The organism is Streptomyces sp. SID5910 (assembly GCF_009862125.1).
GTDB lineage: Bacteria > Actinomycetota > Actinomycetes > Streptomycetales > Streptomycetaceae > Streptomyces.
On record NZ_WWHX01000295.1, the window covers coordinates 1 to 5,014 of the forward strand.

General features: G+C 73.7%; 4 protein-coding genes. 3 read left to right on the forward strand and 1 reads right to left on the reverse strand.

Translation table 11 applies throughout. From position 1 onward, the window contains the following. Together GTW67_RS10230 and GTW67_RS10235 are read left to right on the forward strand one after the other, a co-directional pair. On the forward strand, nt 1–1,563 hold a 1,563-nt coding region (locus GTW67_RS10230), incomplete at its 5' end, for an acyl-CoA dehydrogenase family protein (protein WP_161164485.1). An 82-nt stretch (nt 1,564–1,645) separates the two neighbouring features. Then, nucleotides 1,646–2,797: a beta propeller repeat protein gene (locus GTW67_RS10235; protein WP_161164486.1), complete on the forward strand. Its 1,152-nt coding sequence runs from the start codon at nt 1,646–1,648 to the stop codon at nt 2,795–2,797. Between the two features lie 73 nt (nt 2,798–2,870). On the opposite strand, the gene GTW67_RS10240 is transcribed toward GTW67_RS10235, so the two are convergent. Next, entirely contained in the window at nt 2,871–3,548 is a 678-nt protein-coding gene (locus GTW67_RS10240) for a uracil-DNA glycosylase (protein ID WP_161164487.1), read from the reverse strand. 281 nt (nt 3,549–3,829) lie between these two features. Between GTW67_RS10240 and GTW67_RS10245 the strand changes: the two genes are divergently transcribed. Next, entirely contained in the window at nt 3,830–4,753 is a 924-nt protein-coding gene (locus GTW67_RS10245; protein WP_202437057.1) for a sirohydrochlorin chelatase, read from the forward strand. Nucleotides 4,754–5,014: the final 261 nt, after the last annotated feature.

The following is a 5,014-nucleotide window of genomic DNA, read 5'->3' on the forward strand; positions in this document are numbered from 1 at the left end:
TCCCTGCTGGAGGGGCTGCGGCGGGAGGGCGCGGCCTGGGCCGAGGAGGGGCTGCGGCGGCTCGGCCTGCGGGCCGGCAGCGCGCAGGCGCAGGAGTGGGGCGAGCTGGCCAACCGCCACGAGCCGGTGCTGCGCACCCACGACCGGTACGGGAACCGGATCGACGAGGTCGAGTACCACCCGAGCTGGCACCACCTGATGAGCGTGGCGGTCGGCGAGGGCCTGGCCGGCTCGCCCTGGGCCGACGACCGGCCGGGCGCCCACGTGGCGCGGACCGCGGGCGGACTCGTCTGGGGGCACTCGGAGGCGGGCCACGGCTGTCCGACGTCGATGACGTACGCGGCCGTCCCGGCGCTGCGCCGGCAGCCGGACCTCGCGAAGGTCTACGAGCCGCTGCTGACCAGCCGGGAGTACGAGCCGGGACTGCGCACGCCCACCGAGAAGCGGGGGCTGCTGGCCGGCATGGGGATGACCGAGAAGCAGGGCGGCTCGGACGTCCGCACCAACACCACGGCGGCCACGCCGACCGCCGAGCCCGGCGTGTACACGCTGCGCGGGCACAAGTGGTTCACGTCGGCGCCGATGTGCGACGTGTTCCTGGTGCTGGCGCAGGCGCCCGGCGGCCTCTCCTGCTTCCTGGTGCCGCGGATCCTGCCCGACGGCACCCGCAACACCTTCCGCATCCAGCGCCTGAAGGACAAGCTCGGCAACCGGTCCAACGCCTCCTCGGAGCCCGAGTTCGACGGGACCGTGGCCTGGCTCGTCGGACCCGAGGGGCAGGGCGTCAAGACGATCATCGAGATGGTCAACTGCACCCGGCTCGACTGTGTGATGGCGTCGGCGACGCTGATGCGCAAGACGCTCGTCGAGGCCGGTCATCACGTACGGCACCGCAGTGCGTTCGGCGCCCGGCTGATCGACCAGCCGCTGATGCGCAACGTCCTGGCCGACCTGGCGCTGGAGTCGGAGGCGGCGACGACGCTCACCCTGCGCCTGGCGGGCGCCGCCGACCGGGCGGTGCGCGGGGACGCCGGGGAGGCGGCCTTCCGGCGGATCGCCACCGCCGTCGGCAAGTACTGGGTGACCAAGCGCGGCCCGGCGTTCACCGCGGAGGCCCTGGAGTGCCTGGGCGGCAACGGCTACGTCGAGGAGTCCGGCATGCCCCGCCACTACCGGGAGGCGCCGCTGCTGTCGATCTGGGAGGGCTCGGGCAATGTCAACGCCCTCGACGTCCTGCGGGCCCTCGGCCGCTCCCCGGAGACCGCGCACGCCCTCTTCGGGGAACTGGCCCTCGCGCGCGGGGCGGACGCCCGACTGGACGCGGCCGTGGCCCGGCTGGAGACGGGGCTGACCACGGCGTCCGAGACCGGGGCGCGCCGCCTGGTGGAGCTGATGGCCCTCACCCTCCAGGCCTCCCTCCTGGTCCGGTACGCCCCGCCCGCCGTCGCCGACGCCTTCTGCGCGAGCCGGCTGGGCGGCGACTGGGGACACGCCTTCGGCACGCTGCCGGACGGGGCCGACCTCGGCGGCATCCTCGGGCGGGCGCTGCCCGGCGAGGGCTGAGCGGCGCGCGTCCCGGGCACGCCGCGGCGCCCGACACCACCGCTCCCACCTGCGGTGACGGCCTGTGGAGAGGTGACTGTCAGTGGTGGGGTGCAGACTGGCCGGTGTCCGAGACAAAGGCGTCGACGACGCCGCGGAGGTGATCGGCATGACCGAGGTACTGCTTGCCGTGGGCACCCGAAAGGGCCTGTTCATCGGGCGCCGACGAGGGGGCACCTGGGAGTTCGACGAGAGCCCTTACTTCAACGCCCAGGCCGTCTATTCGGTCGCCGTCGACACCCGCGGTGACACCCCGCGGCTGCTGGCCGGCGGCGACAGCGCGCACTGGGGCCCTTCGGTGTTCCACTCCGACGACCTGGGCCGCACCTGGACGGAACCGGCGCAGCCCGCCGTCAAGTTCCCCAAGGACACGGGTGCTTCGCTGGAGCGGGTGTGGCAGCTGCACCCGGCCGCGGCGGAGCCGGACGTGGTGTACGCGGGCACGGAACCGGCCGCGCTGTACCGCTCGGAGGACGGCGGGGAGAGTTTCGAGCTGGTCCGCCCCCTGTGGGAGCACCCCACGCGGTCGCGGTGGGTGCCGGGCGGCGGCGGCGAGGGACTGCACACCGTGCTCACCGACCGGCGGGACCCCCGGGCGGTGACGGTGGCCGTCTCGACCGCGGGCGTCTTCCGCACCACCGACGGCGGCGCGAGCTGGGAGCCGTCCAACTCGGGGGTCTCCGCGGTGTTCCTGCCGGACCCCGACCCGGAGTTCGGGCAGTGCGTGCACAAGGTCGCGCGGGACGCGGCCACCCCGGACCGGCTGTACCTCCAGAACCACTGGGGGGTGTACCGCAGCGACGACGCGGGCGCCCACTGGACGGACATCGGCGAGGGGCTGCCGTCCACGTTCGGTTTCGCGGTGGCCGCGCATCCGCACCGCGGTGACACGGCGTACGTCTTCCCGATCAACGCCGACGCGGACCGGGTCCCGGCCGACCGGCGCTGCCGGGTCTTCCGCACGGCCGACGCGGGCAAGAGCTGGGAGCCGCTGACGGCGGGCCTGCCACAGGAGGACCACTACGGCACGGTGCTGCGCGACGCGATGAGCACCGACGACGCGGAGCAGGCCGGCGTGTACTTCGGCAACCGCAACGGCGAGGTGTTCGCGTCGGCCGACGACGGGGACAGCTGGCGGCAGCTGGCCTCCCACCTGCCGGACGTGCTGTGCGTCCGGGCCGCGGTCGTCGGATGACGGCTCGGCCCTCCACCGCCGGCCGGGCCTCGGCGAGCGCCCGTGCCGGCGGGCGGGGACTGTCGGACAGGCCTTACGGCAGTCGCCAGTCCACCGGGTCGGCTCCCTGTTGGGTCAGGAGGTCGTTGGCCCGGCTGAAGGGGCGGGAGCCGAAGAAGCCCCGGTCCGCGGACATCGGTGAGGGGTGCGCCGACTCGATCGCCGGATAGTCCTTGAGCAGGGGGCGCAGATTGCGCGCGTCGCGGCCCCACAGGATGGACACCAGCGGCTTGCCGCGCGCGGCGAGAGCACGGATGGCCTGCTCCGTGACCTCCTCCCAGCCCTTGCCGCGATGCGCTCCCGGCTTGCGCGGGGCCGTGGTCAGCGCCCTGTTCAGCAGGAGCACGCCCTGGCGGGTCCACGGGGTCAGATCACCGTTGGACGGCCGGGACAGGCCCAGGTCCGTGTGCATCTCCCGGTAGATGTTCTCCAGGCTGCCCGGCAGTGACCGCACCTCGGGCGAGACCGCGAAGCTCAGGCCGATCGCCATTCCCGGCGTGGGGTAGGGGTCCTGACCGACGATCAGGACCCGTACGTCGTCGAAGGGTTGCTGGAACGCCCGCAGGACGTTCGCCCCCGACGGGAGATACGTCCGGCCCGCCGCCACCTCGGCGCGCAGGAAGTCGCCCATGCCGGCGATACGTCCGGCGACCGGGTCGAGGGCCTTCGCCCAGCCGGCTTCAACAAGTTCATGCAACGGTCGTGGTGCCACGCTGCGTCACTCTACTGGCCGACACCGACAGCCGGTGCCGGCGGACCGGTTCCCCGGCCGAGGGGGATCCGCCTCGTTCACCCTTCTTTCACCCTTCCGGATGGAGAACGGATGCTGTTCGTGACGACGGTGCCGGGCGGCTGACAACAGTCCCCCGGAGAGGGGAATCGTACCGATGTCGTCCGATCCGTACATCACTCATCAGACAAAACCGGACGGATACCGCTCACCTGCACCCTCCCCGAACAGGGAAGCCCAGGAAACCAGTAACATGCGGCGCCATGAGCTCCCCCACTGGGCCCGCGTCCGGCCTGCCAGTACGAATGCCGCGCCCCCGCCAGCCCGGGCGGCACCGCCGACCCGAGCCCCTGGTGGCTCCCGAGGGCGCGCCCGCGCTCGTCCTCGCGGTGCCGGGCACGCCCAGTAGCGCCACCCGGGGCCTCGCCGACGAGATCGTGAGCATCGCCCGCTCCGAGCTTCCCGGCATCGACGCCCGCATCGGATACCTCGACGGTGACGACGCGGAGTTCCTGTCGCTGTCGACGGTGCTGGTGCGGGCCGCCGAGGAGCGGACGGCCCGCTACGAGCAGGCACGCGCCGCCGGTCTCGAGGTGGCGGAGCCCGAGGGCCCCGTCGCCGTCGTCGTGCCGCTGCTCGCCGGCCCGGACAGCGCGCTGCTGCGCCGGATCCGGCAGGCGGTCATGGACAGCCGGATCGCGGCCGAGCTGACCGACGTGCTCGGCCCGCACCCGCTGCTGGCCGAGGCGCTGCACGTGCGGCTCTCCGAGGCCGGTCTGGCCCGCGCCGACCGGGCCCGCCTGTTCACCGTGGCGACCGCCGCGGACGGCATCATCCTCGCGTCCGTCGGCGGTGACGAGGCCGTGCAGGCGGCCGGGATCACCGGCATGCTGCTGGCCGCGCGCCTCGCCGTGCCGGTGATGGCGGCGGCGCTGGACCAGGAGGGCTCGATCGCGTCCGTGGCCGAGCAGCTGCGTTCCTCGGGCTCGCAGCAGCTCGCGCTGGCGCCGTACCTGGTCGGCCCGGAGATCGACGCGGCCCTGCTGGAGGAGGCGGCCAGGGAGGCGGACTGCTCCACCGCCGAGCCGCTCGGCCCGTACCCGGCGATCGGCAAGCTGACGCTGGCCAAGTACACGACGGCGCTCGGCATCTCGCCGCAGCAGCCGCAGGGCACGCCGGTCCGCTGAGGCGGACGGCTGAGGCGGGCGGCGTCCGCAGAGTCACGACGTACGGCCGAAAGGGCCCGCTCCTGCACCGGAGCGGGCCCTTCGCCGTGCCCGGCAGCGAGACCGGGCGGCGGCCTAGGGCCTGTCGTTTGGATCAGGTCGGCTGAGAGAGACGGTGCGTCTCGGCCGACCCGAGCGGGGCGATGGGGGTCCCCCCGCGCGAGCGAAGCCGAGCGTGGGGGAGTTGACAACCGACGACAACGCCGCAGATGTGCGTGCCAC